25 protein-coding genes and 3 pseudogenes are annotated in these 24,799 nt (G+C 54.0%); all 28 read right to left on the bottom strand.

The window, feature by feature from the left end:
- Positions 1-23 precede the first annotated feature (23 nt).
- Positions 24-1,361: a preprotein translocase subunit SecY gene (gene secY / locus ACP158_RS04800; RefSeq protein WP_424947827.1), complete on the bottom strand. Its 1,338-nt coding sequence runs from the start codon at positions 1,359-1,361 to the stop codon at positions 24-26.
- A gap of 179 nt (positions 1,362-1,540) precedes the next feature.
- Positions 1,541-1,978: pseudogene (gene rplO, locus ACP158_RS04795) on the bottom strand (50S ribosomal protein L15); the annotation flags it as partial.
- A gap of 71 nt (positions 1,979-2,049) precedes the next feature.
- Positions 2,050-2,238 carry a 50S ribosomal protein L30 gene (gene rpmD, locus ACP158_RS04790; RefSeq protein WP_424947826.1) on the bottom strand — a complete coding sequence of 63 codons (189 nt, stop codon included), beginning with the start codon at positions 2,236-2,238 and terminating at the stop codon, positions 2,050-2,052.
- A 39-nt stretch (positions 2,239-2,277) separates the two neighbouring features.
- Positions 2,278-2,787 carry a 30S ribosomal protein S5 gene (rpsE, locus tag ACP158_RS04785; protein ID WP_424947825.1) on the bottom strand — a complete coding sequence of 170 codons (510 nt, stop codon included), beginning with the start codon at positions 2,785-2,787 and terminating at the stop codon, positions 2,278-2,280.
- Positions 2,788-2,840: 53 nt separating this feature from the next.
- Complete coding sequence (gene rplR, locus ACP158_RS04780; protein WP_424947824.1) at positions 2,841-3,197, bottom strand: 50S ribosomal protein L18; 357 nt, start codon at positions 3,195-3,197, stop codon at positions 2,841-2,843.
- Positions 3,198-3,242: 45 nt separating this feature from the next.
- Positions 3,243-3,800, bottom strand: coding sequence for a 50S ribosomal protein L6 (gene rplF / locus ACP158_RS04775; protein ID WP_424947823.1), 558 nt, complete (start codon positions 3,798-3,800; stop codon positions 3,243-3,245).
- Positions 3,801-3,867: 67 nt separating this feature from the next.
- A complete protein-coding gene (gene rpsH, locus ACP158_RS04770; RefSeq protein ID WP_424947822.1) occupies positions 3,868-4,263 on the bottom strand; it encodes a 30S ribosomal protein S8 in 396 nt (131 codons plus the stop codon).
- 72 nt (positions 4,264-4,335) lie between these two features.
- Complete coding sequence (rpsN, locus tag ACP158_RS04765) at positions 4,336-4,641, bottom strand: 30S ribosomal protein S14 (protein ID WP_424947821.1); 306 nt, start codon at positions 4,639-4,641, stop codon at positions 4,336-4,338.
- A 2-nt stretch (positions 4,642-4,643) separates the two neighbouring features.
- The gene (gene rplE / locus ACP158_RS04760; RefSeq protein WP_424947820.1) at positions 4,644-5,183 is read right to left on the bottom strand and encodes a 50S ribosomal protein L5; all 540 of its coding nucleotides are present in this window, start codon (positions 5,181-5,183) and stop codon (positions 4,644-4,646) included.
- Between the two features lie 94 nt (positions 5,184-5,277).
- A complete protein-coding gene (rplX, locus tag ACP158_RS04755; protein WP_424947819.1) occupies positions 5,278-5,598 on the bottom strand; it encodes a 50S ribosomal protein L24 in 321 nt (106 codons plus the stop codon).
- A 91-nt stretch (positions 5,599-5,689) separates the two neighbouring features.
- A complete protein-coding gene (gene rplN / locus ACP158_RS04750; protein WP_423907885.1) occupies positions 5,690-6,058 on the bottom strand; it encodes a 50S ribosomal protein L14 in 369 nt (122 codons plus the stop codon).
- 19 nt (positions 6,059-6,077) lie between these two features.
- Positions 6,078-6,350, bottom strand: coding sequence for a 30S ribosomal protein S17 (gene rpsQ / locus ACP158_RS04745; RefSeq protein ID WP_424947818.1), 273 nt, complete (start codon positions 6,348-6,350; stop codon positions 6,078-6,080).
- Between the two features lie 9 nt (positions 6,351-6,359).
- On the bottom strand, positions 6,360-6,569 hold the full coding sequence (gene rpmC, locus ACP158_RS04740; protein ID WP_424947817.1) for a 50S ribosomal protein L29: 210 nt from the start codon (positions 6,567-6,569) through the stop codon (positions 6,360-6,362).
- Entirely contained in the window at positions 6,569-6,982 is a 414-nt protein-coding gene (gene rplP / locus ACP158_RS04735) for a 50S ribosomal protein L16 (protein WP_424947816.1), read from the bottom strand. The genes rpmC and rplP overlap by 1 nt, the downstream gene beginning before the upstream one ends.
- Before the next feature lie 125 nt (positions 6,983-7,107).
- Positions 7,108-7,767 (bottom strand): annotated as a pseudogene (gene rpsC / locus ACP158_RS04730) (30S ribosomal protein S3); the annotation flags it as partial.
- A gap of 47 nt (positions 7,768-7,814) precedes the next feature.
- Positions 7,815-8,171: a 50S ribosomal protein L22 gene (rplV, locus tag ACP158_RS04725; RefSeq protein ID WP_424947815.1), complete on the bottom strand. Its 357-nt coding sequence runs from the start codon at positions 8,169-8,171 to the stop codon at positions 7,815-7,817.
- Between the two features lie 54 nt (positions 8,172-8,225).
- On the bottom strand, positions 8,226-8,498 hold the full coding sequence (rpsS, locus tag ACP158_RS04720) for a 30S ribosomal protein S19 (RefSeq protein WP_424947814.1): 273 nt from the start codon (positions 8,496-8,498) through the stop codon (positions 8,226-8,228).
- Between the two features lie 2 nt (positions 8,499-8,500).
- Positions 8,501-9,325, bottom strand: a complete 825-nt coding sequence (gene rplB, locus ACP158_RS04715; protein WP_424947813.1) for a 50S ribosomal protein L2 — start codon at positions 9,323-9,325, stop codon at positions 8,501-8,503.
- Positions 9,326-9,360: 35 nt separating this feature from the next.
- The gene (gene rplW, locus ACP158_RS04710) at positions 9,361-9,720 is read right to left on the bottom strand and encodes a 50S ribosomal protein L23 (protein ID WP_424947812.1); all 360 of its coding nucleotides are present in this window, start codon (positions 9,718-9,720) and stop codon (positions 9,361-9,363) included.
- On the bottom strand, positions 9,717-10,334 hold the full coding sequence (gene rplD / locus ACP158_RS04705) for a 50S ribosomal protein L4 (RefSeq protein WP_424948399.1): 618 nt from the start codon (positions 10,332-10,334) through the stop codon (positions 9,717-9,719). The genes rplW and rplD overlap by 4 nt, the downstream gene beginning before the upstream one ends.
- A gap of 167 nt (positions 10,335-10,501) precedes the next feature.
- Positions 10,502-11,131: pseudogene (rplC, locus tag ACP158_RS04700) on the bottom strand (50S ribosomal protein L3); the annotation flags it as partial.
- 35 nt (positions 11,132-11,166) lie between these two features.
- Entirely contained in the window at positions 11,167-11,481 is a 315-nt protein-coding gene (gene rpsJ / locus ACP158_RS04695) for a 30S ribosomal protein S10 (protein ID WP_424947811.1), read from the bottom strand.
- Between the two features lie 47 nt (positions 11,482-11,528).
- The gene (gene tuf, locus ACP158_RS04690; RefSeq protein WP_424947800.1) at positions 11,529-12,722 is read right to left on the bottom strand and encodes an elongation factor Tu; all 1,194 of its coding nucleotides are present in this window, start codon (positions 12,720-12,722) and stop codon (positions 11,529-11,531) included.
- Positions 12,723-12,819: 97 nt separating this feature from the next.
- Entirely contained in the window at positions 12,820-14,931 is a 2,112-nt protein-coding gene (fusA, locus tag ACP158_RS04685; protein WP_424947810.1) for an elongation factor G, read from the bottom strand.
- A 27-nt stretch (positions 14,932-14,958) separates the two neighbouring features.
- Positions 14,959-15,429, bottom strand: coding sequence for a 30S ribosomal protein S7 (rpsG, locus tag ACP158_RS04680; protein ID WP_424947809.1), 471 nt, complete (start codon positions 15,427-15,429; stop codon positions 14,959-14,961).
- Positions 15,430-15,698: 269 nt separating this feature from the next.
- Positions 15,699-16,073, bottom strand: a complete 375-nt coding sequence (gene rpsL, locus ACP158_RS04675) for a 30S ribosomal protein S12 (protein WP_424947808.1) — start codon at positions 16,071-16,073, stop codon at positions 15,699-15,701.
- Positions 16,074-16,314: 241 nt separating this feature from the next.
- Positions 16,315-20,601 (bottom strand): DNA-directed RNA polymerase subunit beta', encoded by a 4,287-nt coding sequence (rpoC, locus tag ACP158_RS04670; RefSeq protein ID WP_424947807.1) that lies wholly within the window; start codon positions 20,599-20,601, stop codon positions 16,315-16,317.
- A gap of 60 nt (positions 20,602-20,661) precedes the next feature.
- Complete coding sequence (rpoB, locus tag ACP158_RS04665; protein WP_424947806.1) at positions 20,662-24,741, bottom strand: DNA-directed RNA polymerase subunit beta; 4,080 nt, start codon at positions 24,739-24,741, stop codon at positions 20,662-20,664.
- Between the last annotated feature and the right edge of the window lie 58 nt (positions 24,742-24,799).

The raw sequence follows: 24,799 nt of genomic DNA, 5'->3' as shown, positions 1-24,799 counted from the left end.
ATGTTTGCCAAAATTCTGTATCTCTAACGTATGCCCTGGGGTCTGGAGAACGGCGATTTTTTTATAATGCTTTCATACTGGCGCGACATCATGTGGGATTGCACCTGAGAAATTAAATCCATGGTCACCACCACGATGATCAGCAATGAAGTGCCGCCAAAATAAAACGGCACGCTCCACTTCACGATCAAAAACTCCGGGATCAGGCAGACAAAGGTGACATAGACCGCGCCCACCATGGTTAATTTTGAGACCACGCCATCAATGTATTTCGCGCTCTGCGCGCCCGGCCTGATGCCGGGGATGAACGCGCCGGAGCGCTTTAGATTGTCCGCGATCTCGTTCGGGTTGAACACCAAAGCGGTGTAAAAAAAGCAGAAGAAAATAATCATGCCGCCATAAAACATCGTATATACCGGCTCGCCCGGCTGCAACTTGGTGGCAATGTCGGACAACCAGCCCATGCCTTCGGCCTGTCCAAACCAACTGCCGATGCTGGCCGGAAACAGGATCAGGCTGGATGCGAAAATCGGCGGGATTACGCCAGCCATATTCAACTTGAATGGCAAATGACTACTTTGGCCGGCCATCATTTTTCGCCCGTGCTGGCGCTTGGCGTAGTTCACGGTGATTCTTCGCTGCCCGCGTTCAACGAAGACCACAAAGAAGGTCACGGCGATGGCGCCGATGAACAGTATCAGCACAATCCCGCCGGACAACGCCCCGGTGCGCGCCAACTCCAAGGTGCCCGCCACCGCGGACGGCAGTCCGGAGACGATGGATGCGAAAATGATCAGCGAAATGCCATTACCGATGCCGCGCTCGGTGATTTGCTCGCCCAGCCATACCAGGAACATGGTGCCGGCGCACAGGGTCGCCGCGGTCACAATCTTGAATCCGACGCCGGGAATCAGGATGACCGGACTGCCCGCCACTTGCTGGCTTTCGATGGCCACGGAAATGCCCAGGCCCTGGAACAGCGCCAGCACCACCGTGAAGTAGCGCGTGTATTGGGTAATTTTTCTGCGCCCGGCTTCACCCTCTTTTTTCAGTTGCTCCAGTTGCGGCACCACCACAGTCATCATTTGCATGATGATGGACGCGGATATGTAGGGCATGACGCCGAGCGCGAAAATGGATAATCGGCTCAACGCGCCGCCAGAGAACATGTTGAATATATCGACAATAGAGCCTTTGGTTTGGGCAAACAGCGCCGCAATGGCCGCCGGGTCGACCCCTGGCACCGGGATATGGGTGCCCAAACGGAACACCAGCAACGCGGCCGATAAAAACAGGATGCGCTGTTTCAACTCGGACAAGTTGCCGAGCATTCCCGGCGATGCGAAGCCCGCGCGCGCCATCAGTCCTGCGCTCCCGCTTTCGGTTTTTCAGGGACGGCGGAACCGTCGCCTTCGGCAGTTGGTTTTTGCGCCGCAGACGGTCGCGGATCTTTTTCCGCAGATGGCACAGATTCTGCAGATTCCGCAGAAGATTTTTTAGTGGGCTGTCGCTGGGTTTTTGGTGGCGGTGGTGGCGGCATCTCAATAACGCCGCCGGCTTTTTCGATGGCAACGCGCGCGCCTTTGGTCGCGCCTACGCCTCTAAGCGTGACTGCGCGGACAATCCTGCCGGACAGTATCGCCTTGGCGCGATTGACATGCAGCCCGATAACCCCGGCTTTTTTCAAGGCGCTCAGGTCAACCACATCGCCTTCGACCTTGGCTAATTCGTTCAAGCGGATTTCGGCGGCGTGGACATTAACCTTTGAACGAAAACCGCGTTTCGGCAAGCGTCGTTGCAGGGGCATCTGCCCGCCCTCAAAGCCGACCTTATGGTATCCGCCGGAGCGCGATTTCTGCCCTTTGGTGCCTCGGCCGGCGGTCTTGCCCTGCCCGCAACCAGGTCCGCGGCCAACGCGCTTGGCCGCGGTTTTGGCGCCCGGCGCCGGCTTGATGTTATTTAATTTAAGTGATGGCATTTTCTAAAATATTATGCTAAATCGGCTTTGTTGAATATCGCCCAATATGCTTTACGATGCTTTGCGGCTAATTAGCTTTCTTCACACTTAACCATGTAACTCACCTTATTGATCATGCCACGGTTTTCCGGCGTGTCGATGACTTCAACGGTGTGGTGCATGCGACGCAGCCCCAAGCCGCGAACGCATGCCTGGTGTTTTTTAAGACGACCATGAATGCTGCGCGTCAGGGTTACTTTCAAGGTTTTTTGTTTTGCCATTGCCATGCTTTTCGGTGCCATATCTTATCGGATGTCGTCTTATCGGATGTCGCCCAAATCCTTGCCGCGCTTGGCCGCAATATAACTGGCGCTGCGCATCCCGCGCAACGCGGCAATAGTGGCACGGGTCACATTAATCGGATTGGTGGTGCCGATGACCTTGGTCAGCACATTTTGTATGCCCATGACTTCAAATACCGCGCGCATGGTGCCGCCGGCGATGATGCCGGTGCCGTCGCTAGCGGGTCTTAACACCACGCGCGCCGAGCCATGCTGCCCGATCATCGGGTACTGCAAGGTATCGCCTTTCATGTTGACCTTGAACATGTTGCGGCGCGCATCGTCCATCGCCTTTTGCACCGCGACCGGAACTTCGCGCGCCTTGCCGCGCCCCATGCCGACCCGGCCCTCTCCGTCGCCGACCACGGTCAGCGCAGAGAAGCCGAAGATGCGCCCGCCCTTGACCACCTTGGAGACGCGCCGTACGTTAATCAGCTGCTCCTGAAAGTTATCTTTGCGGACGTTATCGCGCTCTCTTGCCTTAGCCATTGAAAATCTTCTGTTATTAAACTGCTGTATTAAAACCTGTATTAAAACCCGTATTAAAACTTTAGGCCGTGCTCACGGGCGGCATCGGCGAACGCCTGCAGCCGACCGTGGTACAAATACCCGGAGCGATCAAATGCGACTCTGTCGATGCCCGCCGCCAGCGCATTTTTCGCCAACATTTTACCCACCGCTATCGCGGCATCGCGGTTTCCGCTGGTTTTCAATTTCTTGCGCAACGCCGCATCCAATGTGGAAGCGCAAGCCAATACCTGGTCACCGGATGGATCGAAAATTTGCGCGTAAAAATGACGCGGCGTGCGATGCACCGACAAGCGCATGGCCCCCAGCCGGGCAATCTTGCCGCGGATTTTTCTCGCTCGCCGCAGTCGCGCGCGGTTTTTATTTACCATATTCGTAATCTTTTCAATGCAGTCTGTCAATGCGGTCGGTTAGGGTTATTTCTTCTTCGCTTGTTTTCTAACAACATGTTCATCGACGTAACGAACACCTTTGCCTTTATAAGGTTCAGGCGGTCGATAATTTCTTATTTCCGCGGCCGCCTGCCCAACGGCTTGCTTGTCCGCCCCGCTCAATATAATTTCAGTCTGGGTTGGGGTTTGCGCGGTCACGCCATCTGGAAGTCGGTACACCACCGGGTGCGAAAATCCCAAACTCAAAGTCAGGGTGTTGCTCTGGGTGTTACCTTGCGCCTGCGCGCGATAGCCAATTCCGGTTATGGTGAGTTTTTTCTCAAATCCGCTGGCGACGCCCTTAACCAGATTATTGATCATAGCCCGGGTTGTGCCCGACATCGCCACTAGATGCTCACTCGTTTTTTCCTTGTTTTCAGCAACCTGAACTTTTAGCGCGCCGTCGTTGCGCACCAGTTCTATGCCGGCAGCCAGCACAAAACTCAATTCGCCTTTTGGCCCTTTCGCAGTCACTGTGCCGTTGTCAATTTTCACTTCAACGCCGGTTGGCACAATGATCGGCGTTTTTGCAATGCGTGACATTTTGGTTGCTCTGGTTCTCTATTGGTTTTATCTGTATAAATCGTTGTCTTGCAAGGTCCGACGCTAATCAGAATACGGTGCAAATTATTTCTCCGCCCATGCCTTGTTGGCGGGCGGATTTGTCAGTCAGCACGCCTTTGGAAGTGGATACCAAGGCGACTCCCAATCCGCTTTTTATGGTAGGCAGATCATCCTTGCTCGCGTACACGCGGCAACTCGGCTTGCTGATTCGCTTAATTTCTTCAATCACCGGATCACCTTGAAAATACTTTAACTGAATTTCAAGACTCTTTTTTACGCCGTCGCCCGTAACAGAATAACCGGTGATATAACCCTCTTCCTGCAACACTTTCGCAATGGCCACCTTGCTTTTAGACGACGGCATTGCCACGGCCGCTTTATCGGCTTGCAAACCGTTTCGTATTCGCGTCAACATATCAGCGATAGGATCGGCCATACTCATTGTCGTGCTCTCGTATTCGTGTTCATGCTTATATTTCCAACAAAAATTATGCCCAAAATTATCCGCGCCAAATTACCAACTGGACTTGACCACGCCGGGCGCTTCGCCACGCATAATGACTTCTCTCAACTTATTTCTGCACAGCCCGAATTTTCTGTAATTTCCTCTTGGACGACCAGTCAGCGCGCAGCGGTTTCGTTTTCGGACAGGACTGGAATCCCGAGGCAGTTTCTGTAGCTCCAGCATAGCCTGAAATTGATCCGCTGAACTGGTCGCGGAATTTGAGATTGTGTCCGTCAACTCTTTTCTTTTTTCGGCATGCGCCCCGATTAATTTCCGGCGCTTGGCCTCGCGCGCGATCATTGATTTTTTAGCCATCTCTAACGTTTCATCGGAAAATTAAACGCCCGCAACAATGCGCTTGCCTGCTCGTCATTTTTTGCGGAAGTCGTGATACAAATATCCATGCCCCGGAACGCGTCGACATTGTCATAGTCAATTTCTGGAAACACGATTTGCTCCTTAATGCCAAACGAGTAGTTGCCGCGCCCATCGAACGATTTGTTCGATAATCCCCTGAAATCCCGAATTCTCGGGATCGCCACCGAAATCAAGCGGTCAAGAAACTCATACATTCGACGCCGACGCAATGTAACCTTTGCCCCGATTGGCCAACCTGCTCGAATCTTGAACACCGCTTCGGATTTTCTCGCTTTGGTGATCACCGGTTTTTGACCGGTGATTTTTGCAAGTTCGCTGGCTGCGCTTTGCAATACATTTTTATTGGCCACCGCCTCGCCCAAACCCATATTCAGCGTGATTTTCGTAATCCGCGGAATTTCCATCGCGCTTTTGAACGCAAACGCTTGCTGCAGTTGCGGCGCGACTTCAGTCTTATATTTTTCTTGTAATCTGGCCATTTGCCTCTAAAACCAATTTTATATGGGAAATGCTATATGGGAAATGTTATATGGAAAATTCTAACTATGCGGTAGCGGACTCAGCCTGGTGCAACTACGCGCGATCAATAACTTCGTCATTTGATTTGAAATACCGCACCTTGCGACCATCTTCCAATGATTTGAAACCAATGCGATCGCCTTTTTTGGTGACCGGATTATACAGCGCAATATTGGAAAGCTGGATGGGGGCCTCTTTTTCAATAATTCCGCCGCTCTGACCGGTGCTCGGATTGCCCTTGGTGTGACGCTTGACCAAATTAACATTGTCCACCAATGCGCGACCATCATTAGTGATTTTCAACACGTTGCCGCGTTTGCCTTTATCGCGCCCGGCGATAACGATGACATCGTCGTTTTTTTTAATTCTTTGCATCACTCTAATCTTAATTGCGGCTAATCTCAAATGTGGGTCTTCAGGTCTTTGTTTCAGGTCTGTGTCTCAGGGTCTTTGTTTCGGTTTCCAATTACAAAACTTCTGGCGCCAGCGAAATGATCCGCATGAATTTCTCCGAGCGCAGCTCGCGCGTCACCGGGCCAAAAATTCGCGTGCCAATGGGCTGGTGCGCGGCATTCAACAACACCGCTGAATTTTTATCAAATCGAATCAACGACCCGTCCGGGCGGCGCACACCGGATCGGGTTCTAACAACCACCGCATCATAAACATCGCCTTTCTTGACTCGACTGTTCGGCAACGCTTCCTTGATGGTGATTTTTATAATGTCGCCAATGCCGGCATATCTGCGCTTCGAGCCGCCAAGCACCTTGATGCACATCACTCTTTTAGCGCCGCTGTTATCGGCCACCGACATCATGGTCTGCATTTGAATCATGGGTATTCTCCTGACCGTCCTAAACTGCTCGGGCGACCACTTCAACCAAGCGCCAGCATTTGGTTTTTGAAATCGGCCGACACGCTTCAATACGAACGGTATCCCCGGCCTGGCACTGATTTTGTTCATCATGCGCATGCAGCTTGGTGGAGCGGCGGATGTATTTTTTGTACAACGGATGCTTGACCCGGCGTTCAACCAATACGGTAATGCTTTTATCGCCAGCCGCGCCAATCACGCTGCCTTGAATCGCTCGTTTGGCGGTGCGCTGTTTTGTGGATTCTGCGGTCATTACTATTAATTACTCAGTGGCAGTGGCTTCGCTGCCCGCTTGCTCTTTCAAGACGGTTTTTATTCTTGCGATATCTTTTTGGACAACCTTGAAACGCGACGGATTAGCAAGCTGACCTGCTCCCCGCTGCATACGAAGATTGAATTGCTCTTTTCTAAGACCTAACAGTTCTTGTTGCAGGTCGTGCGCTGTTTTGGTTCTAAGTTCAGCCGCTTTCATCAGCCCACCTGACGTCGTGCAAAGTGGGTTTGCACTGGCAATTTGGCGCTGGCAAGCCTAAACGCTGCGCGCGCCAAATTTTCGGAAACCCCCTCAATTTCATAGAGCATGGTGCCGGGTTGAACCAACGCCACCCAAAATTCAGGGTTTCCCTTGCCCTTGCCCATTCGCACTTCCAATGGCTTCTTCGAAATAGGCTTGTCTGGGAACACCCGAATCCACATGCGCCCGCCGCGTTTCACATGACGGGTAACGGCACGACGGGCGGCCTCAATCTGCCTGGCGGTCAACCGGCCTCGGCTGGACGCTTGCAGACCAAACTCGCCGAAACTAACGCGATTGCCGCGGCTGGCCAGACCGCGGTTGCGGCCCTTGTGCATTTTGCGAAATTTTGTTCTTTTTGGCTGGAGCATGATTATCCGGCTTGCGGCCGCTGTTCGGTGGCTTGCGGTTCGGTGGCTTGCGGTTCGGTGGCTTGCGGTTCGGTGGCCGGCTGTTCAACAACCTGAGGTTCAACAACCTGCGGTTCAATGGTCGGCTGTTCAACGACCTGCACTTCCGGTTTTTCCGGTTCTAAAATCTCGCCCTTGAAAATCCAAACCTTGACGCCGATGATGCCGTAGGTGGTATGGGCTTCGTGCACGCCATAATCAATATCCGCGCGCAACGTATGCAACGGCACGCGACCTTCCCGGTACCACTCGGTGCGGGCGATTTCCGCGCCATTCAGACGCCCGGCCAGCATCACCTTGACTCCTTCGGCGCCGAGGCGCATGGAGTTTTGAACGGCGCGTTTCATGGCTCGGCGGAACATGATGCGCTTTTCCAGTTGCTGGCAAATATTTTCCGCCACCAGTTTCGCGTCCAACTCGGGCTTGCGTATTTCCTCTACCGCCACCTGCACCGGGTTGCCGTTGATTTTGGTCAACTCGAATCGAAGACGCTCAATATCCTCGCCCTTCTTGCCAATGACGATACCGGGACGCGCGGTGTAAATCGTTAAGTTCAGGTTTTGCGCCGGACGATCGATTGCAATCTTGCTGACCGCGGCATTGCTCAGTCGTTTGGCTAAAAACTCACGAATTTTCAGATCGCTCGCCAGCGTATCCGCGTAGCGGCTGCTAGGCGCATACCATTTGGCATTCCAATCCTTGACAATGCCAAGTCGAATGCCGTTTGGCTGTACTTTTTGACCCATGCTTATCGCTCCACTGATTGTCTGTTCATTAAATTTATAAGCGCAATTTATAAGCGCTTTTTTGATGCTCTGGGATCGTCGCTCACGCTCACCGTGATGTGACAATTTCGCTTCAAAATTCGCGTGCCACGGCCTTTCGCCCGCGCCCGAAATCGCTTGATCGTCGGCGCTTGGTCGACCATCACTTGGCTGACCCACAAATCATCAATATCCGCGCCCTCGTTGTGCTCCGCATTAGCAATCGCGGAATCCAGCGCCTTCTTTATCGGCGTGGCGCCTTTTTTTGGACTAAAGGCCAGAATCTCCAGTGCCTTCTCCACCGGCAGGGCGCGAATTTGGTCGGCCACCAGCCGACCTTTTTGCGCCGATAATCTAACATATTTTGCGACTGCTCTAACTTGCATATTCGTTGTCTTTATGACTCTTGCGGTTATTGCCAGGTTAATCTGCTTGGCAATCTATCTGGCTTTTTTGTTGGCCACGTGTCCGCGATAGGTGCGGGTTGGCGAAAACTCGCCCAGCTTGTGGCCCACCATATTTTCGTTGATCAGAACGGGCACATGCTGCCGGCCATTATGCACCGCGATTGTCAGCCCAATAAATTCGGGCATGATCATCGAACGGCGCGACCATGTTTTAATGGGTTTGCGGGAATTTTCCGCTTTAGCTTTCTCAACTTTGGCCCACAAATGGTGGTCAACGAAGGGGCCTTTTTTAATCGATCTTGGCATGGTTATTTTTTCCTTCTGCGAATAATCATGGCTGAGGTGCGTTTATTGGAACGAGTTCGGTAGCCTTTGGTCGGAACCCCCCAGGGCGATACCGGATGACGGCCGCCTGAAGTGCGCCCCTCGCCGCCGCCATGCGGGTGATCCACCGGGTTCATCGCCACGCCGCGCACCGTCGGGCGAATGCCGCGCCAACGCTTGGCGCCGGCCTTGCCAATCTTGCGCAGGCTGTTTTCGGCGTTGCCCACTTGACCAATGGTCGCGCGACAATCCAGATGCACTTTTCTGACTTCTCCGGAACGCAACCGCAGTTGGGCATAGGCCCCTTCATTGCCGAGAAATTGTACGCCAGCCCCGGCGGTGCGCGCAATTTGCGCGCCTTTGCCGGGCTTCAGTTCTATGCAATGCACCACGGTGCCGACCGGGATGCTGCGCAACGGCATGCAGTTGCCGACGTTATAACCGCCGCCGACGCCAGAAACTACCGTATCACCCGCGGCTAAACCACGCGGCGCAATCATGTACCGGCGCTCGCCGTCTTTATACATCAGCAATGCAATGTGCGCGCTGCGGTTGGGATCGTATTCAATACGCTTGATCGTCGCCGGCATGCCGTCTTTATTGCGCTTGAAATCAACCACGCGATAGCGCCGTTTGTGCCCGCCGCCACGATGGCGCACGGTGATACGGCCCTCATTATTTCTGCCGCTGATTGCGGTTTTAGGCCGCAGCAACGGCTTATAGGGTTTGCCTTTATGCAAATCCGCAGTCACCACCTTGACCATGCCTCTGCGGCCTGGCGTGGTCGGTTTTTGTTTTACTAATGCCATTTTAATTCACCGCTTGCTTGCCAAACTAATCTTGATTACGCCGCGGCCATTCCAAGAAAATCAATATCCTGGCCATCCTGCAAACACACATAGGCTTTTTTCCAACTGCTGCGCGCGCCCGGGGTTTTGCCAAATCGCTTGACCTTGCCGCGCACATTAACCACTTGAACGTGCTTCACCTTGACCGCGAATAATTTTTCCACGGCCTGGCGAATCTCGTCTTTGCGCGCATCGGTTTTGACCTGAAAAACCACCTGGCTGTGTTTATCCGCAAGCCCCGTCGATTTTTCTGAAATCACCGGCTTCAAGATGATTTGGTATAACCGTTCTTCATCAAGCACAACGGATCTGGCTTGGCCGCGCGCATACCCGCTTTTTCGTTTTGACCGGCTCATCGGAAAGCCTCATCTATATTTTTAGCGGCGTCCACCGTCATCACCACTTTCTGGTAACGAATCAAACTGACCGGATCGATTTCGCGGCTGTTGCAAACCGCAACCGATTTCAAATTGCGCGCTGAAAGCTCAACATTATCGTTATCTTCCGCCAACACGATTAATGCTTGCGCGGCGTCTAACTTGCTCAAAGTCTCGAGCAATGACTTGGTCTTGGGCGCATCCATAGGCAACCCATCCACCACCACTAATCTATCCTGGCGCGCTAACTCGGAAAGTATCGAGCGCATGGCGGCGCGATACATTTTCTTGTTCACCTTTTGCGAGAAGTCATGCGTGGAAGCCGGAAAAGCGCGGCCGCCACCGACGAATATCGGGCTGCGAATCGTGCCGGCGCGGGCGCGCCCGGTGCCTTTTTGTTTCCAGGGCTTGGCGCCGCCGCCGCGCACCGCCGCGCGATTTTTCTGCGCGCGCGTGCCGCTGCGGCCGCCGGCTTGATACGCGGTCACGACCTGATGCACCAATGCCTGGTTAAATTCAACGCCGAAGTTAATGTCAGACAAACCGACCTCGCCATCCTTGCCACCGGCGAGTTTGTTCACTTTTAATTGAATCGTCATTTTTTTGCTCATTAGGACTCGGCGCGGGACTCGGCGCGGGACTCGGCACGGGACTCGGCCCCCGCTTCAGACGCACTGACTTCAGGCGTACCCGCTTCAGCATTAATCTGATCACTGTGTTCAGCACTAGCGGCATTATCGGGCAGGGGCAGCACGGCATCGGATTTAACCGCTGGCCGAATGATCACATCGGCGCCTTTGGCGCCCGGGATAGATCCGCTGATCAAAATAAGGTTTCGTTCGCTATCCACACTGACCACGACCAGATTCTGCTGCACGGCTTGTTCGGCGCCCATATGCCCAGCCATCTTCTTGCCTTTGAACACGCGGCCTGGATCCTGGGCATTACCCGTAGAACCGCCTAATCTGTGGGCTTTAGAGTTGCCATGGGAGGCGGGCCCGCCGGCAAAGCCATGGCGCTTGATTACCCCGGCAAAGCCCTTGCCTATGGTTTGTCCAGTGACATCCACTTTTTGACCTGCGGCAAACAAACCCACAGTCAATTCATTGCCGGCCTGGGCATCAACCGCAGCATCCAGGCGAAACTCCCAAACACCACGCCCCGGCTCTACCCCGGCCTTGGCAAAATGGCCTTTCATGGCTTTGGTTACCCGGCTAGCCCGGCGCTCGCCGGTGGTAAGCTGCAAACCGTCATAGCCATCCACTGCCTGGGTCTTGATCTGAGTGATCTTATTCGGCAAAACTTCAATGACCGTTACCGGCTGGGATTTGCCTTGTTCGGTAAAAACCCGGGACATGCCGATTTTTTTTCCAACCAGTCCTAATGACATTTTCCGGGACATTTTCTTAACCTGCTTGCTTACGCTTAGTTCAGTTTGATTTCAACGTCAACGCCCGTTGCTAAATCCAGCTTCATCAATGCATCGACCGTTTTATCAGTCGGTTGAACAATATCGAGAATTCGTTTATGCGTTCTGATCTCAAATTGGTCGCGCGCCTTTTTGTTGACGTGCGGCGAGCGCAACAGCGTGTACTTTTCGATCTTGGTCGGCAATGGAATAGGGCCCATAACCAATGCGCCGGTGCGCCGCGCCGTATCCACGATCTCCAATGCTGAGCGATCAATTGATTTGTGATCGAACGCTTTCAGGCTTATGCGAATTTTTTGATTTTCAGCCATGACTCAAGTTTTTCCCGGTTTAATTAATTGCAAATTTGCGGTTTGCGCTATGCGATAATTTTAGTCACCACGCCGGCGCCGACGGTGCGGCCGCCCTCGCGGATGGCAAAGCGCAAGCCGTCCTCCATGGCGATGGGGGCGATGAGTTCCACCACCAACTGAACATTGTCCCCCGGCATCACCATCTCCACCTCCTTCGGCAACTCGCACGCGCCAGTGACATCGGTCGTGCGAAAGTAAAACTGCGGCCGATAGCCCTTGAAAAACGGCGTGTGCCGCCCGCCTTCCTCCTTGGACAGGATATACACCTCAGCCTCAAACCGAGTGTGCGGCGTGATCGACTTCGGCTTGGCCAGCACCTGACCGCGCTCAACCTCCTCGCGCTTGGTGCCGCGCAGCAAAACCCCCACATTGTCGCCAGCCCGGCCTTCGTCCAGCAATTTGCGGAACATCTCCACCCCAGTGCACACCGTCGTCATCGTCTCTTTCAGCCCGATGATCGCAATCGTCTCGTTGACCTTGACCACGCCGCGCTCAATCCGGCCGGTCACCACCGTGCCGCGCCCCGATATCGAGAACACATCCTCCACCGGCATCAAGAAATCGCCGTCAATCTTGCGCTCAGGCTCAGGGATATAACTGTCCAGCGCCACCGCCAGCTTCAAAATGGAACCCTCGCCTAAGTCCGAGGCATCGCCCTCCAGCGCCTTCAACGCGCTGCCGACGATGATCGGCGTGTCCTCGCCGGGAAACTCGTAACTGTCCAGCAGCTCGCGCACCTCCATCTCCACCAACTCCATCAACTCGGCATCGTCCACCAAGTCGGCCTTGTTCAAATACACCACAATATACGGCACCCCCACCTGACGCGCCAATAATATGTGCTCGCGCGTCTGCGGCATCGGGCCGTCGGCCGCCGACACCACCACGATCGCGCCGTCCATCTGCGCCGCGCCGGTGATCATGTTCTTGACATAATCCGCATGACCCGGACAGTCCACATGCGCATAGTGCCGCGCCTCGGTCTCGTACTCCACATGCGCGGTGGCAATGGTGATGCCGCGCTCGCGCTCCTCGGGGGCGTTGTCTATCTCGTCAAACGCCTTCGCCAAGGTGCCGCCGTACTTGGCCGACAGCACCTTGGTCAGCGCCGCCGTCAACGTCGTCTTGCCGTGATCAACGTGACCTATCGTGCCTACATTCACATGCGGCTTGGTTCTCTCAAATCTCTCTTTCGCCATGGTTGTCTCCTAACGATCTCATCTTTGCGTTGATTTTTTATTTAAGATTCATGTAAATTCAATGCAGCCAATATCATACCCGCGATATCATACCCGATTAAGCATGTCTGATGGCTGCGGTGATGCTTTCAGGCACCGGCGCATATCTTTTGAATTCCATCGTATAGTTGGCTCGCCCCTGAGTGGCGGAGCGCAACGCGGTGGCATAGCCAAACATTTCCGACAGCGGCACTTCGGCTTTTACCACTTTGCCGCTGGCTGAATCTGCCATCTCCTGGATGAGGCCGCGGCGCGCGCTCAAGTCGCCATTAACGCTGCCCATATATTCTTCCGGGGTAACGACTTCCACCGCCATCATCGGCTCAAGCAACTGCGGCCCCGCTTGTCTTGCCCCTTCCCTAAAAGCCATGGACCCGGCCGCCTTGAACGCATGTTCGGATGAATCCACTTCATGATACGAGCCATAAAACAACGTGGCCTTGACATCAATAACCGGGTAACCGGCAACCACGCCGGCCTGCATGGCATCCTGAATCCCCTTGTCCACCGCAGGAATAAATTCACGAGGAATAACCCCGCTCTTGATTTCGTCAATAAATTCGTAACCGGCGCCCATTTTCTGGGGTTGCAGGCGCAAGTGGACATGGCCATACTGGCCTCGACCGCCGGTCTGCTTGGCGTATTTATGCTCGGTTTCGACGGTTTTCGTGATGGTTTCGCGGTAGGCAACCTGAGGCTTGCCGATATTGGCATCGACGCTGAATTCCCTTTTTAGCCGGTCGATAATGATTTCCAGGTGTAATTCGCCCATTCCCGAGATAATCGTTTGTCCGGATTCTTTATCGGACCGGACTCTGAAAGAGGGATCTTCCCGGGCCAACTTGCCTAAGGCGATGCCCAGTTTTTCCTGATCGGTTTTGGTTTTCGGTTCCACTGCCTGGGAGATAACCGGTTGCGGAAATTCCATCCGCTCCAAGACCACTGCGGCATTGATAGCGCACAAGGTATCGCCGGTGGCAACGCTTTTAAGTCCCACTGCGGCGGCTATATCGCCGGCCCGCACTTCCTTGATATCCTCACGGTTGTTGGAATGCATCTGTAGAATTCGGCCGATGCGCTCCTTTTTGCCTTTTACTGAGTTAAGCACCGTATCCCCGGCCTTGATCATGCCTGAGTAAACTCGAAAGAATACCAGTTGCCCGAAAAATGGATCGGACATGATCTTAAACGCCAGCGCGGAAAAGGGTTCGTTGTCATCCGCTTGGCGCGCTCTTGCAGATGGTGCCGCCGCGGCATCCGCCGCAATCCCCTTGGCAATTCCATTAATTGGCGGCACATCCAGCGGGCTCGGCATGAAATCGACAACACCGTCAAGCATTGCCTGCACGCCCTTGTTCTTGAATGCGGAGCCGCAGAAAACCGGAATAATTTCATTGTTAAGCGCGCGTATTCGAATTCCTTTTTTGAGGTCCTGCTCGCTTAACGCGCCCTGGTCGAAGTACTTCTCCATCAGTGCATCATCCGCTTCGGCGGCGGCTTCCACCAGTTTCGCATGATACTCGCCGCACAATTCAACCAACTCATCAGGAATGTCGCGATATTCAAACTCGACGCCCATGTTTTCGTCTTTCCAATACACCGCTTTCATTTTGACCAGATCGACAACCCCCTTGAAGTTTTCTTCGGCGCCGATGTTCAGTTGCACCACAACCGGGTTAGCGCCCAGGCGAGTTTTGATTTGCCCGACCACGCGCAAGAAATCCGCGCCGATGCGATCCATTTTGTTGACGAAAGCGATGCGCGGCACTTTGTACCGGTTGGCTTGTCGCCATACTGTTTCCGATTGCGGCTCAACGCCGCCCACGGCGCAAAAAATCGCTACGGCGCCATCCAATACGCGCAACGACCGCTCCACTTCGATGGTGAAGTCGACGTGACCCGGCGTGTCGATAATATTGATGCGATGTTCCGGCAGGTCTTTATCCATGCCGCTCCAAAAGCAGGTGGTCGCGGCCGAGGTGATGGTGATGCCGCGCTCCTGTTCCTGCTCCATCCAGTCCATGACCGCATTGCCATCGTGAACCTCGCCGATCTTGTGCGACAGGCCGGTATAGAAAAGCACGCGTTCGGTGGTCGTGGTCTTGCCGGCATCAATGTGCGCCATGATGCCAATGTTGCGATAACGGTGCAGAGGGGTTTTGCGTGCCATGCGCTTAATTATGCCAACGCTAACAAACTAAAAACGGTAATGCGAGAATGCTTTGTTGGCTTCGGCCATCTTCAGCGTGTCCTCACGTTTTTTAACGGCGCTGCCGCGCTCATCGGAAGCATCCATCAATTCACCGGCCAAGCGCGCGGTCATGGATTTTTCGTTCCTTTTCCGCGCCGCTTCCACCAGCCAGCGCATGGCTAAGGCCACTTGACGATTGGGTCGCACTTCAACCGGAATCTGGTAGGTTGCGCCGCCCACTCGGCGGCTTTTTACTTCAACGCTGGGACCTACTTTTTCCAATGCTTGGTTGAAAATACCGACCGGATCTTCCTTGCCGCGCTGTTTGATAATATCCAGCGCGCCATAGAGAATCCTTTCGGCAATGGATTTCTTGCCATCAAGCATTATGATGTTAATAAATTTTGCAATCGTCTGGTCCTTAAACTTGGGATCAGGCAATATTTTGCGCTTCGGCACTTCTCTTCTTCTTGGCATGACTTAGTTTTGCTGCTTCATTGGCCAGGGTTCAATATCTCGTTCAGTATCTCGTTCAATGTCTCACTGTCGGTCATTCCATAAAAATACGCTCTCCTGATTGTTCAGAAGAGCAACCTCCCCTTAGGGCCCCCTTGGGAATGACTCAAAAGTCCGGGGGTTCGGGTAGGGTTTGGCGGGAAAATACGGCTTGCCGCTCGGGGCTTAAACCCGCCCAGGTTAATTAACGATGACTAAAATGTTCTAGCGTCTTGTTCAAAAACAACCGGCTACGACTTAGGCCGCTTCGCGCCGTACTTCGAACGACCCTGGCGCCTATCGGAAACACCCGAGGTGTCCAACGCCCCTCGCACTGTGTGGTAACGAACGCCGGGCAAGTCCTTGACTCGACCGCCTCTGATCAACACCACTGAGTGCTCCTGCAGATTATGACCCTCGCCGCCAATATAAGTCGTTACTTCATAGCCGTTGGTCAATCGAACCCGAGCCACCTTGCGCAATGCGGAATTCGGTTTCTTTGGCGTTGTGGTATAAACCCGTGTACAAACTCCTCGTTTCTGCGGGCAAGTCTGCAATGCCGGAACATTGGACTTTTTTACCTGCTTTTGACGCGGTTTTCTAACCAGTTGGTTTAATGTTGGCATTTGTTCAATTCATTCAAAACTTACACCGGCAAAATTTATACCTGCTTCATTTATGCCGGCTGCAAACTCCAGAAACACCCAAAACCTGGAAAATTCAACGAATTTTGCCCGTCGGGGTGTTGCGCGAGGGCGGCGATTTTATGCTGACGGGCAATCGGTGTCAAGCAATAAAAACAGGGGCAAGTCATCAAAATAACGCCGCTAAAATGACGCCACAATGTCATCATGTCGCCGGCAAAACTTATTCGGCGACCGGCTGGGCTGGAGACTCGCTTATCGCCTCCGCCGCTACCATTTCCCCGAGTTCGACATTTTCCCGTTCCGGCCCGCCCAAAAGCGCTTCAAGCTCTTTATCCTTGCGAAACTTCTCAATTCTGTTTCGCTTTCGCTCCTCATGAAAAGCAAGCCCGGTGCCGGCTGGAATCAAGCGCCCGACAATAACGTTTTCCTTAAGTCCGCGCAGTCGATCCACCTTGCCGTTGACCGAAGCATTGGTCAGCACCCGGGTCGTTTCCTGGAATGAAGCCGCCGATATAAACGATTCCGTGGTCAAGGACGCCTTGGTGATTCCCAACAACACCGGGTCGTAGGCGGCCGGCTTTTTGCCTTGCTCGATCAAGCGGTCGTTTTCATCCAGCAACAAGGACTTTTCCGCTTGCTCGCCCAGCAAATAGCGGCTATCGCCGATGTCAACAATCTTTGCTTTGCGCAGCATTTGACGAACGATGACTTCAATATGCTTATCGTTTATTTTTACGCCTTGCAATTGGTAAACATCCTGGACTTCATTAACGATGTAATCCGCCAATGCCGCGACCCCGCGATACTTGAGAATATCGCTCGCCAAAGGCGGCCCTTCCACCACAACCTCGCCCCGTTCCACGGTTTCCCCTGCAAACACATTGATGCGTCGGGTCTTCGGAATCAGGGTGCCATGGGTTTTCCCGTCCGCGCTGGTGATGACCAAACGGTGCTTGCTTGCGGTTTCCTTGCCAAAAGAGATAATGCCATCGATTTCGGCCAGAATGGCTGGCTCTTTGGGTTTGCGCGCCTCAAACAACTCGGCCACTCGGGGCAGGCCGCCGGTGATGTCGCGCGCCTTTGATGACTCCTGAGAAATCCGCGCGATGACATCGCCGCTGTGCACCTGCTGCCCGTCCACCAGCATAACGATGGCATCCGGCGGCAATTGATAGCGCGCATCGACATCGGTGCCGGGAGTCTTCACTGAATTGCCTGAATCGTCCACCAGGCTGATGGTCGGCTTGATATCGTAGGCGCTGCCGCGGCGGCGCTGCGGGTCGATGATGACATACGTGCTTTTACCGGTTAAGTCGTCGGTTTGCATGTTTACCGTTACCCCTTCTTCGAAATCGGTAAACACCACGGTGCCAGCGACCTCGGTAATAATCGGATGGGTATGCGGATCCCAGGTCACCACAATATCGCCGATATTGACGTCGGAGCCTTCGACCACCGTCAGCACCGCGCCATAAGGCAGTTTATGCCTTTCACGGTCACGGCCTTGCTCATCCTGAACGATCAACTCGCTTGACCGGGTTACTACGACGTGATTGCCGTCGCTGTTCTTGATCAACTTGGCGGCTTTAAGATGAATCCTCCCCGTGTTCTTCAGCTCGACCTGGCTAACCACAGCGGTGGCCGAAGCGGCGCCGCCGATGTGGAAGGTGCGCAAGGTCAGCTGGGTGCCCGGCTCGCCGATGGACTGCGCCGCGATCACGCCCACCGCTTCGCCGATATTGATGGTATGGCCGCGGCCGAGATCGCGTCCATAGCATTTGGCGCACACCCCGAAACGGGTTTCGCAGGTGACCGCCGAGCGCACTTTGACTTCGTGGATATTGGCTTGTTCGACCCGCTCCACCCATTGCTCATCGAGCATCTGGTCGCACGAAACCAGCGTCTCGCCGCTGGCCGGATCGACGATATCCTTGGTGCTGAAGCGGCCGAGCAAGCGGTCTTTCAGGGCAACCACCACTTCGCCGCCTTGCACCTGCGCCTCGCGCAACAAGCCTCCTTCGGTGCCGCAATCCACTTCGGTCACGACCAAGTCCTGGCAGACATCCACCAGGCGGCGCGTCAAGTAGCCGGCATTGGCGGTTTTCAGCGCGGTGTCGGTCAGCCCCTTGCGCGCGCCGTGCGCCGAGATAAAGTATTGCAGCACATTCAGCCCCTCGCGGAAATTAGCGGTAATCGGCGTTTCAATAATCGAGCCGTCCGGTTTCGCCATCAATCCGCGCATACCGGCCAACTGCCTGATCTGGGCGTGCGAGCCGCGCGCGCCGGAGTCGGCCATCATGTAAATCGAGTTAAACGACTCTTGCTCGACTTGCTCGCCTTTGCCGTCGGTCACTTGCTCGCGGCCGAGTTCGCGCAACATGGAATCCGCGATCTGCTCGCTTCTGCGCGACCATATATCGATGACCTTGTTATAGCGCTCGCCGTCGGTCAGCAAGCCGTCGGTGTATTGCCCCTGAATTTCCATTATCTCCTTTTCCGCCGCCTTCAGGATTGTCGCCTTGTCTTTAGGTATCACCATGTCGTCCACGCCGATGGAGATGCCGGACAGCGCCGCCATCTTGAATCCGGTGTACATTAATTGGTCGGCGAAAATCACGGTCTCCTTGAGACCCACTTGCCGGTATGAGGCATCGATGAGTTCGGAAATAGTCTTCTTTTTCATCGGTCGGTCGATCATGGAAAAGTCCAGCCCGGCGGGCAGAATCTCCGACAGCAACGCCCGCCCGACGGTGGTTTTCACCCGCGTCTCGCCGGCTTCGCTTTGGCCCGACATTTTCACCGCAATCCGAGGAATCTCGATGCGGGCGTGCAGATGCGCATGCCCGCTTTCATAAGCGCGCCGCACCTCGTTGATATCGACAAAGTATTTTCGAACATCGGCATCAGCGGCATAGCCTTTTTTGTGTTGGATATTGCCTTTGACTTCGATGCTTTTGCTTTCCCGGGTCATGTAATACAAACCGAGCACGATATCCTGGGACGGCACAATAATCGGCTCGCCGTTCGCCGATGACAGAATGTTGTTGGTGGACATCATCAGCACCCTGACTTCGAGTTGCGCCTCGATGGAAAGCGGCACATGAACGGCCATTTGATCGCCGTCAAAATCCGCGTTATACGGCGTGCACACCAACGGATGCAGTTGAATCGCCTTGCCTTCGATGAGGACCGGTTCGAATCCCTGCATGCCTAATCGGTGCAAGGTCGGCGCACGGTTCAGCATGACCGGATGTTCGCGGATAACCTCTTCCAGAATATCCCAGACTTCCGCGCTCTCGGCCTCCACTATTTTCTTGGCTTGCTTGATGTTGGTCGCCAAGCCGCGAAGTTCAAGCTTGCTGAAGATGAATGGCTTGAATAATTCCAGCGCCATTTTCTTGGGCAGGCCGCATTGGTGCAGCTTCAAGGTCGGCCCGACAACGATAACCGACCGACCGGAGTAATCCACGCGCTTGCCCAGCAAGTTCTGGCGGAAACGGCCTTGCTTGCCCTTGATGATGTCGGAGATGGATTTCAACTGACGCTTGTTGGCGCCGGTAATCGCCTTGCCGCGGCGGCCATTATCGAGCATCGCGTCGACCGCTTCCTGGAGCATGCGTTTTTCGTTGCGCACAATCAGATCCGGCGCGTTCAAGTCCAGCAATCTTTTGAGGCGGTTATTGCGGTTGATGACCCGGCGGTACAGATCGTTCAAGTCCGAGGTGGCAAAGCGGCCTCCTTCCAGCGGCACCAGCGGCCGCAAATCCGGCGGCAGCACCGGCAGCACATCCATAATCATCCAGGCCGGATTGTTGCCGGAGGTAATAAACGCCTCAATCACTTTTAATCGACCGGTGAATTTTTCAATTTTTGTTATCGATTTTGTGGCCGCCAGATCTTCGCGCAGCAACGATGCCTCTTCCTTCAAATCAATTTCCTTCAGCAACTTGCGAATCGATTCGGCGCCCATGCCGGCCTCAAATTCATCGCCGAAAGTCTCTATGGTTTCCAAGTAAGCCTCTTCGGTCAGCAAACTGCCGCGCTCTAAATCCGTGATGCCGGGATCGATAATCACATAGGCCTCGAAATACAGCACCCGCTCCATCTCGCGGACGGTCATATTGAGCAACAATCCCAGCCGCGAGGGCAACGACTTGAGGAACCAGATATGGGCACAGGGCGCGGCCAGTTCAATGTGCCCCATTCGTTCACGGCGCACTTTGGACAGGGTGACCTCGACGCCGCATTTTTCGCAAATCACGCCGCGATGCTTCAGGCGCTTGTACTTGCCGCACAAGCATTCGTAATCGCTGACCGGCCCGAATAATTTTGCGCAAAACAAGCCGTCTCGTTCAGGCCTGAAAGTTCGATAGTTTATGGTTTCCGGTTTTTTTACCTCGCCAAAAGACCACGAGCGGATTTTTTCCGGCGACGCGATACTGACCCGAATGGAATCAAAATCCTCAATCGTATCGGTTGGTTTAAACAGATTAAAAATGTCTCTCATTTTGTGCTGCCTCTATGCTGCTGCCTGGTTAAATGTAATGCTGCTCGGAGTTGATATGCGTTAGTGATAATCCTGCTTGAGCTCAAGATTGAGGCCCAGCGCGCGAATTTCCTTAACCAAAACATTAAACGATTCGGGCATGCCCGCATCCATTCCATGCTCGCCGCGCACGATGTTTTCATAAATTTTGGAGCGGCCGACGACATCATCGGACTTAACCGTCAGCATTTCCTGCAAGGTATAGGCCGCGCCATAAGCCTCCAGCGCCCACACTTCCATCTCGCCGAATCGCTGCCCGCCGAACTGGGCTTTGCCGCCTAACGGCTGTTGCGTGATCAAGCTGTATGGCCCGGTGGAACGGGCGTGCATTTTGTCATCCACCAGATGGTTCAATTTCAAGATATACATGTATCCGCAAGTAATCGGCCGAGCAAACGCCTCGCCGGTTCGACCATCGTATAATGTCATCTGGCCGCTGCCCGGAATACCCGCCAGTTTCAACATGCCTTTGATTTCGGCTTCATTGGCGCCATCGAACACCGGCGTTGCCATCGGCACCCCGTGCCGAAGATTATTCGCCAACTCGAGTATTTCGTTTTCGGAAAACTGATCCAGGGATTCTTTCTTGCCGCTGGTGTTATAGACTTTGTCGAGAAACCTGATGATTTGAGCCGGTTTCTTTTTTTGACGCAGCATGTCACCGATCCGCGCCCCAATTTTCTTGGCCGCCCAGCCCAAATGCGTTTCCAGAACCTGGCCGACATTCATCCTCGATGGCACGCCTAATGGATTTAAGCAGATATCGATTGCGACGCCATCCTCCATATAGGGCATATCCTCGACCGGAACGATTCTGGAAATCACCCCCTTGTTGCCATGCCGCCCGGCCATTTTATCGCCCGGTTGCAACCGCCGTTTAACCGCCACAAAAACCTTGACGATTTTCAGCACGCCGGGCGCAAGGTCATCGCCCATTTTAATTTTTTCGCGTTTTTCATCGTATCGACGATCAAACTCCTGGCGCTGCGCCTCCAGTTGATCACGAATATTTTCGATTGCCTGGTTGGCTTGTTCGTTGCGGAGTCGAATTTCAAACCATTGCCTGCGCGACAGTTCGGCCAAATAATCATTGGTCACTTTTGCGCCCGCTTTCAGGTCGTTTGGCCCGCCTTCCGCGATGTGGTTGTGCAATAGTTTTTCAATACGCGCATAGGCGTCATCTTCAACGATGCGCAACTGATCATCCAGGTCTTTATGCACGGTCTCCAGTTCATCTTCATCGTTGGCGAGGGCGCGAGCGTCTTTGTCCAACCCCTCGCGGGTGAACACCTGCACGTCGATGACCGTGCCTTTCATGCCCGACGGCATGCGCAGCGACGTATCCTTGACGTCAGACGCCTTCTCGCCAAAAATTGCGCGCAAGAGTTTCTCTTCCGGGGTCAATTGCGTTTCCCCTTTCGGGGTGATCTTGCCCACCAAAACATCGTCAGGCTCGGTTTCAGCGCCGATATAGACGATGCCGGATTCATCCAGTTTGGACAGCGCGCCTTCGCCGACATTAGGAATGTCGCGACTGATTTCTTCGGATCCCAGTTTGGTATCCCGCGCCACGCAAGAAAGCTCCTCGATGTGAACCGAGGTATAAACTTCGTCCTTCACCAGTCTTTCTGAAATCAGGATTGAATCCTCGAAGTTATATCCGTGCCAGGGCATGAACGCGATCAGGACGTTTCGGCCCAGCGCCAGTTCACCCATATCCGTGGACGGGCCGTCGGCAAGCACATCGCCACGCTCAATGTTATCCGCCAGGCGCACCAGCGGGCGCTGGTTGATGGTTGTGTTTTGGTTTGACCGCTGGTATTTGGTCAGGTTATAAATGTCAACGCCGGGCTCGCCCACAATGCCTTCGTCGTCGTTGACGCGAACAACGATGCGCGAAGCGTCGACTGAATCCACAGTGCCGCCACGGCGCGCAATCACGGTCACGCCGGAGTCAACCGCCACCGTGCGCTCCATGCCGGTGCCCACCAGCGGTTTCTCGCTGCGTATCACCGGCACCGCCTGGCGTTGCATATTCGCGCCCATTAACGCGCGGTTGGCGTCATCGTGCTCCAGGAAAGGCACTAACGATGCGGCCACGGACACGATTTGCTGCGGCGCCACATCAATATAGTCAATTTGATCCGAGGTCGATAACGAAAATTCATTTTTGTGCCGGCATGAAATCATTTGATCGGAAAACCGGCCGTCAGCATCGACCGCGACGTTGGCTTGGGCGATGACAAATTTATGCTCCTCAATCGCCGACAGATAATCAACCTGATCGGTTGCCTTGCCGTCAACCACTTTGCGGTACGGGGTTTCAAGGAAACCATATTCATTGGTTTTGGCGAAACACGCCAGCGAGTTAATCAAGCCAATATTCGGTCCCTCGGGCGTTTCAATCGGACAGACCCGGCCATAGTGCGTGGGGTGCACATCACGCACTTCAAAACCGGCGCGTTCCCGGGTTAAGCCGCCGGGACCTAATGCGGACACTCGACGCTTATGGGTAACTTCCGACAGCGGATTGGTTTGATCCATAAACTGAGACAATTGGCTGGAGCCGAAAAATTCCCGCACCACCGCGGAAACCGGTTTGGCGTTAATTAAATCCTGGGGCGTCAGGTTTTCGCTTTCAACCAGATTCAATCGCTCCTTAACGGCGCGCTCGACGCGCAGCAAGCCAATGCGAAATTGATTTTCCACCAATTCGCCAACCGACCGCACCCGTCGGTTTCCAAGATTATCGATATCATCCGTTTTGCCCTTGCCATTTTTAAGCGCAACAATCTTGCGCATGACATCGACGATGTCCTGCTTGCTCAGTGTGCCGGGCCCTTCATCGGACTCCCGGCCCAGCCGGCGGTTGAGTTTCATGCGACCGACCGCGGATAAATCGTAGCGTTCGTGATTGAAAAACAGGTTGGTGAACAACGCGGCGGAAGCCTCTTTTGTCGGCGGCTCGCCCGGTCGCATCATGCGATAGATTTCAACCTGCGCTTGTTCCTCAGAGCGTACGCCGTCAATGCGCAGGGTCTCGGAAATAAACGGCCCGCAATCGATATCATTGGTATAGATTGTGGCGATATCGGCAATGCCATTTTGCCTGAGCGCTGCCAAAATCTCCGGGACGATTTCCTGATTAGCTTCCGCCAACAGCTCCCCGGTTTCAGCATCAACGATATCCTGGGCCAGCGTTCGACCCAATAAATATCCATCGGGAATCTCGATTTCGCTGATGCCGGCTTTTTCCAGTTCGTCAATATGCCGCACCGTAATTCTTTTTTCGGCTTCGACAATGACTTTGCCCTTAGCGCCGTGCAAGGCGAATTCCAGCCGCTGACCGCGCATACGCTCCGGCACCAGCTTCAAAGTCGCGCCGGTTTCAGTCAAGGTGATGTTGTCGTTTTCAAAAAACATCGACAATATTTCTTCGGTGCTGTAGCCCAAGGCGCGTAGCACGATGGTGGCTGGAAGCTTGCGCCGCCGATCAATGCGGATGTAAAGCAAGTCCTTGGGGTCAAACTCCAGGTCCAGCCAGGAGCCGCGATAGGGGATGATGCGCGCGGAAAACAGCAGTTTGCGCGAGGCATGGGTCTTGCCGCCATCGTGATCAAAGATGACGCCTGGAGACCGGTGCAATTGGGAGACGACGACTCGCTCTGTTCCATTGATGACAAACGTGCCGTTATCCGTCATCAACGGCATATCGCCAAGATACACCTCCTGTTCGATGATGTCTTTGGGTTTCTTGCCGACGCCGCCCTTGTTAAAAATGACCAAGCGCATGACCACGCGCAACGGGCAGGCATACACCAGGCTGCGTTGCTGGCATTCGACCACATCAAATCTGGGTTTCTCCATGCGATAACTGACGAAATCCAGGGTGACGCTGCCGTTATAACTTTCAATCGGAAAGACTGACTTGAAGGCCGCCTGCATCCCCTGATCAATACGCTGTTCAGGCGGCGTGAACTCCTGCAGGTATTTGCGGTAAGACTCTTTTTGAGTGGCTAACAGGTAGGGCACCTGAAAGTCATCGGAGCGTTTGCTAAAACTCTTTCGAATGCGCTTTTTTTCAGTGAAGGAATAGCCCATGTTGGTCCTCTATGACAGATCAATCAATAACATACAAAATGCCAATCAAGAGCCGGAA

The organism is Candidatus Spongiihabitans sp. (assembly GCF_965247905.1).
Lineage (GTDB): Bacteria > Pseudomonadota > Gammaproteobacteria > Arenicellales > Poriferihabitantaceae > Spongiihabitans.
Note: the sequence above shows the minus strand (reverse complement) of the source record. Positions and strands in the feature narration are given on the sequence as shown.

What these genes read in the sequence shown, in the direction of transcription:
- rpsS (WP_424947814.1), bottom strand. Translation starts at nt 8,498, where the DNA reads ATGCCAAGATCGATTAAAAAAGGCCCCTTCGTTGACCACCATTTGTGG.
- rplR (WP_424947824.1), bottom strand. Translation starts at nt 3,197, where the DNA reads ATGGTAAATAAAAACCGCGCGCGACTGCGGCGAGCGAGAAAAATCCGC.
- rplF (WP_424947823.1), bottom strand. Translation starts at nt 3,800, where the DNA reads ATGTCACGCATTGCAAAAACGCCGATCATTGTGCCAACCGGCGTTGAA.
- rpoC (WP_424947807.1), bottom strand. Translation starts at nt 20,601, where the DNA reads ATGAGAGACATTTTTAATCTGTTTAAACCAACCGATACGATTGAGGAT.
- secY (WP_424947827.1), bottom strand. Translation starts at nt 1,361, where the DNA reads ATGGCGCGCGCGGGCTTCGCATCGCCGGGAATGCTCGGCAACTTGTCC.
- rpmC (WP_424947817.1), bottom strand. Translation starts at nt 6,569, where the DNA reads ATGAAAGCGGCTGAACTTAGAACCAAAACAGCGCACGACCTGCAACAA.
- tuf (WP_424947800.1), bottom strand. Translation starts at nt 12,722, where the DNA reads ATGGCGAAAGAGAGATTTGAGAGAACCAAGCCGCATGTGAATGTAGGC.
- rpsE (WP_424947825.1), bottom strand. Translation starts at nt 2,787, where the DNA reads ATGGCTAAGGCAAGAGAGCGCGATAACGTCCGCAAAGATAACTTTCAG.
- rpsJ (WP_424947811.1), bottom strand. Translation starts at nt 11,481, where the DNA reads ATGGCTGAAAATCAAAAAATTCGCATAAGCCTGAAAGCGTTCGATCAC.
- rpsH (WP_424947822.1), bottom strand. Translation starts at nt 4,263, where the DNA reads ATGAGTATGGCCGATCCTATCGCTGATATGTTGACGCGAATACGAAAC.
- rplX (WP_424947819.1), bottom strand. Translation starts at nt 5,598, where the DNA reads ATGCAAAGAATTAAAAAAAACGACGATGTCATCGTTATCGCCGGGCGC.
- rplN (WP_423907885.1), bottom strand. Translation starts at nt 6,058, where the DNA reads ATGATTCAAATGCAGACCATGATGTCGGTGGCCGATAACAGCGGCGCT.
- rpsQ (WP_424947818.1), bottom strand. Translation starts at nt 6,350, where the DNA reads ATGACCGCAGAATCCACAAAACAGCGCACCGCCAAACGAGCGATTCAA.
- rplE (WP_424947820.1), bottom strand. Translation starts at nt 5,183, where the DNA reads ATGGCCAGATTACAAGAAAAATATAAGACTGAAGTCGCGCCGCAACTG.
- rplB (WP_424947813.1), bottom strand. Translation starts at nt 9,325, where the DNA reads ATGGCATTAGTAAAACAAAAACCGACCACGCCAGGCCGCAGAGGCATG.
- rpsG (WP_424947809.1), bottom strand. Translation starts at nt 15,429, where the DNA reads ATGCCAAGAAGAAGAGAAGTGCCGAAGCGCAAAATATTGCCTGATCCC.
- rplV (WP_424947815.1), bottom strand. Translation starts at nt 8,171, where the DNA reads ATGCAAGTTAGAGCAGTCGCAAAATATGTTAGATTATCGGCGCAAAAA.
- rpoB (WP_424947806.1), bottom strand. Translation starts at nt 24,741, where the DNA reads ATGGGCTATTCCTTCACTGAAAAAAAGCGCATTCGAAAGAGTTTTAGC.
- fusA (WP_424947810.1), bottom strand. Translation starts at nt 14,931, where the DNA reads ATGGCACGCAAAACCCCTCTGCACCGTTATCGCAACATTGGCATCATG.
- rplW (WP_424947812.1), bottom strand. Translation starts at nt 9,720, where the DNA reads ATGAGCCGGTCAAAACGAAAAAGCGGGTATGCGCGCGGCCAAGCCAGA.
- rpmD (WP_424947826.1), bottom strand. Translation starts at nt 2,238, where the DNA reads ATGGCAAAACAAAAAACCTTGAAAGTAACCCTGACGCGCAGCATTCAT.
- rplP (WP_424947816.1), bottom strand. Translation starts at nt 6,982, where the DNA reads ATGCTCCAGCCAAAAAGAACAAAATTTCGCAAAATGCACAAGGGCCGC.
- rpsN (WP_424947821.1), bottom strand. Translation starts at nt 4,641, where the DNA reads ATGGCTAAAAAATCAATGATCGCGCGCGAGGCCAAGCGCCGGAAATTA.
- rpsL (WP_424947808.1), bottom strand. Translation starts at nt 16,073, where the DNA reads ATGCCAACATTAAACCAACTGGTTAGAAAACCGCGTCAAAAGCAGGTA.